This window comes from Nocardiopsis trehalosi NBRC 14201 (assembly GCF_001552555.1).
GTDB lineage: Bacteria > Actinomycetota > Actinomycetes > Streptosporangiales > Streptosporangiaceae > Nocardiopsis_B > Nocardiopsis_B trehalosi.
Genome location: NZ_BCRK01000296.1, coordinates 1 through 4,246, shown reverse-complemented (window position 1 = coordinate 4,246; position 4,246 = coordinate 1). Strand labels below are relative to the sequence as shown.

Genomic DNA, 4,246 nt, shown 5'->3' with positions numbered 1-4,246 from the left:
GGGGGGCCGCGGCGGGCTCGCGGCCGTGGGGGTCGGCGGGTGTGGCCGCGTCGGCCGCCTCGGGGCGGGCGGGGTCGGAGCCGCCGGCGGGCTCGGGCCCGCCGACCTCGACCGCGCGGCCGCCGCCGACCTCGGGGAGCTCGCTGCGCAGCACGTGCTCGGCCGCCTCGCGTTCGGCGGCGTCGACGTAGAGGTGGTCGGTGGGCGGATCGTCCTCGTCGTCGGCCGCGGTGAGCACGTCCTCGTCGAGGGGGACGGCGTAGGCGGCGATGCCGGAGCGGCCGAGCGCGGCCAGCATCTGGTCGGCCTGCGGCGGCGGGAGCAGGATCAGGGGGACATAGGAGTCCGCGAGCAGGCCGTTCCCGCGGCGGTGCGTCATCGCTTCGTCCCTTCCCCGCTCCTGCTGTGCTCGCGGACGAACGCGACGCTGCCCTCGAAGACGGTCGCGGCGTCGTTGTCGAGGGTGGCGACGTGGTAGCTGTCGTCGAGCGCGTGCACGGTCAGCGGTGCGTTCACCGCCCTACTGGTGAGGATACGCAGACTCTGCGGGCCGATGACGTGATCTTCCGGACTTCGGTAGGCCAGAACCGGCGCGGTGATGGCGGGCAGGTCCCGCCGGGTGGCGCGCCACAGCTTCGGGAGTGTCGCGGCGGCCGCGGTGGGCACCCGGTCGTAGCCGGCCTCGACCGCCCCGGGCTTCTTGATGTCGCCGGCCAGGCCGCGGGTGGAGGGCAGCACCCGGCGCAGCAGCGGGGCGAACATCAGCAGCCGCGTCTCCATGGCCAGGGACGGGTTGACCACGACGACCCCGGCGACCGTCTCGGGGTGGACCTCGGCCAGCCGCAGCGCCAGGCAGCCGCCCATGGACAGGCCCATGGTGAACACCTGGTCGCAGCAGTCCCGCAGCCGCAGCAGGGCGGCCTCGACCTCGGCGAACCAGTCGTCGGTGGTGGTCGTGCTCATGTCCTGCCAGGTGGTGCCGTGGCCGGGCAGCAGCGGCAGGTCGACGGCGAACCCGGCGGCGGCGAGGTGCTCGGCCCACGGCCGCATCGAGCGCGGGCTGCCGGTGAAGCCGTGGCAGAGGACCACGCCGACGCCGTCGCCGTCGCACGCGAACGGTTCGGCGCCGGGCAGTAGCGGCATGGGCCCCTCCAGGTCCATCGGTGTCCGTCGGTGTCGGCCGGCGGGCCCGCGTGAGGCGGCCCCGGTCCGACTGTACGAAGTTAACCCGCGGCCGTGCCCGCCGGTACCCCCGGTCGGGGGGCCGCGGGGCGGGTGGCGGCGGGGCAGGGCCGTCCGCCCAGGTCGCCTACCAATCGGTAACTTGTCCCGGCATTGGTAGTCGGTCCCCAGCGGTGCGAAGATGACTCCGGTTGTTCGTGGAAGCGGGAAGGCGAACGTGGCAAGGTTGTCCGAGCGCGCCCCGCGTGTGCGGGGGTGATCTTCGGTGTTCTACTGGGTGGTCAAGGCGATCCTGGGGCCGGTTCTGGCGGTCCTGTGGCAGCCGCGCGCCGAAGGCGTCGAGAACGTCCCGCGGCAGGGGCCGGCCATCATGGTCAGCAACCACCTGTCGTTCTCGGACCACTTCTTCGGTCCGCTGCCGCTGCCGCGCAAGATCACCTTCCTGGCCAAGGCCGAGTACTTCACCGGCACCGGCCCCAAGGGGCTGATCAGCCGGCTGTTCTTCACCGGCGTCGGGCAGATCCCCATCGACCGCTCCGGCGGCAAGGCCAGCGAGGCCGCGCTGCGCACCGGGCTGAAGGTGCTCAAGCAGGGCAAGCTCCTCGGCATCTACCCCGAGGGCACCCGCTCCCCCGACGGACGCCTGTACCGCGGCCGCACCGGGGTGGCCCGCCTCGCCCTGGAGTCCAAGGCCCCGGTGGTGCCCATGGCGATGATCAACGTCGACCGGATCATGCCGCCCGGCCGCACCATCCCCAAGCTCGGCATCCGGCCCAAGGTCGTCTTCGGCGCCCCGCTGGACTTCTCCCGCTACTACGGGATGGAGAAGGACCCGCGGGTGCTGCGCGCCATCACCGACGAGATCATGTACAGCCTGATGGAGCTGTCCGGCCAGGAGTACGTCGACCGCTACGCCCAATCGGTCAAGGCCGAGCTGGAGGCGGCGGCCAAGGAGGAGCGCAAGGAGCAGCACGCCGGCGAGAAGGAGCGGCGGCGCGCCGAGCGCGCCGAGCGCAAGGCCGGGCGGCGGCTGGAGCGCGAGGCCAAGCGGGCCGAGAAGCGTGCCGGGAAGGCGCCGGCCGACGGCGGCGCGGACACCGCGGCCTGACCCCGGCCCGGCCGGAGCCGCCTCACACCTCAATCTCGGCCAGCACCGGCCGGTGGTCGCTGGCCGCCGCCACGTCGGCGGCGTCGAGCAGGTCCACGGGCACGCCCGCCCCGCGCACGGCCGGCCCGGACGAGGCGAACACCGCGTCGATGCGCGACCGCGGCCGCCGGGCGGTGAACGTCGCCGCCGCGCCGCGCGGCGCGGCCGCCCCGGTGTCGACCAGGTCGGCGGTGAGCTCCCGCCAGGCGGCGCTGCCGGGCGCGCAGTTCACGTCGCCCGCGAGCAGCCGGGGCGCGCCTGCGGCGTCGGCCGCCGACCGGAGCAGGTCCAGCGCCTCGGCGGTGTGGGCCAGTCGCGCCCCCGCGTGCAGGTCGAGGTGGATCGAGCCGACCACCAGCGGCCGCCCGGCCGGTGCCACCACGGCCAGCGCCAGCGCCCGCACGTGCAGGCCCGCGTAGCGGCGGAGCACGCGGTGCGCGGCGGCCGCGACCGGCACGCCGGGGCGGACCCACACCGCGACCCCGCCCGCGCGGCGGTCGACCGCGGGCACCAGCCCGGCGGCGCGGGCGAGCCCGCGCCGCCGGGCCCGCCAGCCGGGGAAGCGCGGCAGTTCCTGGAGGCAGGCGACGTCGGGGCGGCACGCGGCGATGACGCGCGCGACCGCCGCCGGGTCGTCGCGCAGCGCCCGGACGTTGTAGGTGAGCACCCGCAGGGCCATGTGCGGTGCCCTACCCGCCCGCCCCGCACCGCACCCGCCCGGCGCGGCCTGGCCCCGGGCGGCGGCGGTCAGCGGAGGGCGAGGTCGGCGGCGCCGACGATGCCCGCCCGCGAGCCGAGTTCGGCCACGCGGATGTCGGCGAGGCGGCGGGTGGCCCGGCCGGTGACGTGCCGGGCGAAGGACTCCCGGACGGGCTCGATGAGGATGTCCCCGGCGTCGGAGACGCCGCCCCCGATGACGAAGCACTCGGGGTCGAGGATGGCGGCGAGGTCGGCCAGGCCCATGCCGACCCAGTCGGCGACGGTGCGGAAGCAGTGCAGCGCGCCCTCGTCGCCCTCCAGCGCGGCCTGGGTGATCTCGCGGCCCTGGATGCGCTCGATGTCGCCCTCGGCCAGCTTGAGCAGGCGCTCGGCGCGCCGGGGGTCGGTGCGGGCGAGGTCGTGCGCCTCGGCGACGAGCGCCCGCCCGCTGGCGTACTGCTCCCAGCAGCCGGCGTTGCCGCACCCGCACCGGCGGCCGTAGGGGACGATCCGGTAGTGGCCGACCTCGGCGGCGACCCCGAACCGGCCGCGCTGGAGTTCGCCGTCCATCACGATGCCGCCGCCCACCCCGGTGCCCAGGGTGACGCAGACGACGTGGCCGCAGCCGCGCCCGGCGCCGAACCGGGCCTCGGCCCACGCCGCCGCGTTGGCGTCGTTCTCGACCACCACGGGCAGGTCGGTGACCCGGCGGCGCAGCCGCTCCTTGAAGGGGTCCTCGACCAGCCCGAGGTTGGCGCCCAGGACGATGGTGGCGCGGGCCTCGTCCACGAAGCCGGCCGTGCCCACGCCGACCGCGCTGATGGCGCCGGCGGGGTGGTGGGCGCGCAGCTCGGCGACCGCGCGGGCGACCACGTCGGCCAGGGCCTCGCCGTCGCCGATCGGGGTGGGGTAGGTGACCCGTTCGCCGATGGCGCCGTCGGGGCCGACGACGCCGGCGGCGACCTTGGTCCCGCCGATGTCCACGCCGATCGTCAACCGCATGGCCGGCTCCTTCTCTTCTCGCGCCCGCGCGCGGCGGTGCTCCGTGGGGGGCCACCGCGCAGCAGTGGACCAGACCATTGGATTAAACCAGTGCGCGCTCGGCAGCGGCCCACCCGCCCGACGGGAGCGGGGCGGCCCGGCGGCGCGGGGCGCCGCGCCGCCGGGGCGGGCGGGTCAGCCGCCGGCGGAGATGCCGCGGGGGGCGCCGCCGTCCGA

4 protein-coding genes and 1 pseudogene are annotated in these 4,246 nt (G+C 76.2%); 1 reads left to right on the top strand and 4 read right to left on the bottom strand.

Annotated elements, in window-relative coordinates:
- Positions 1–379, bottom strand: a pseudogene (locus NT8_RS27430) (hypothetical protein); the annotation flags it as partial.
- Positions 376–1,143 (bottom strand): alpha/beta hydrolase, encoded by a 768-nt coding sequence (locus NT8_RS27425; protein WP_084469335.1) that lies wholly within the window; start codon positions 1,141–1,143, stop codon positions 376–378. The gene NT8_RS27425 and the pseudogene NT8_RS27430, both read right to left, overlap by 4 nt.
- A gap of 304 nt (positions 1,144–1,447) precedes the next feature.
- On the opposite strand from NT8_RS27425, the gene NT8_RS27420 reads away from it, so the two are divergent.
- On the top strand, positions 1,448–2,290 hold the full coding sequence (locus NT8_RS27420) for a lysophospholipid acyltransferase family protein (protein ID WP_067975827.1): 843 nt from the start codon (positions 1,448–1,450) through the stop codon (positions 2,288–2,290).
- 22 nt (positions 2,291–2,312) lie between these two features.
- On the opposite strand, the gene NT8_RS27415 is transcribed toward NT8_RS27420, so the two are convergent.
- Both NT8_RS27415 and NT8_RS27410 read right to left on the bottom strand, forming a co-directional pair.
- The gene (locus tag NT8_RS27415) at positions 2,313–3,008 is read right to left on the bottom strand and encodes an endonuclease/exonuclease/phosphatase family protein (protein ID WP_067975824.1); all 696 of its coding nucleotides are present in this window, start codon (positions 3,006–3,008) and stop codon (positions 2,313–2,315) included.
- A 68-nt stretch (positions 3,009–3,076) separates the two neighbouring features.
- Entirely contained in the window at positions 3,077–4,030 is a 954-nt protein-coding gene (locus tag NT8_RS27410; protein ID WP_067975822.1) for an ROK family glucokinase, read from the bottom strand.
- Between the last annotated feature and the right edge of the window lie 216 nt (positions 4,031–4,246).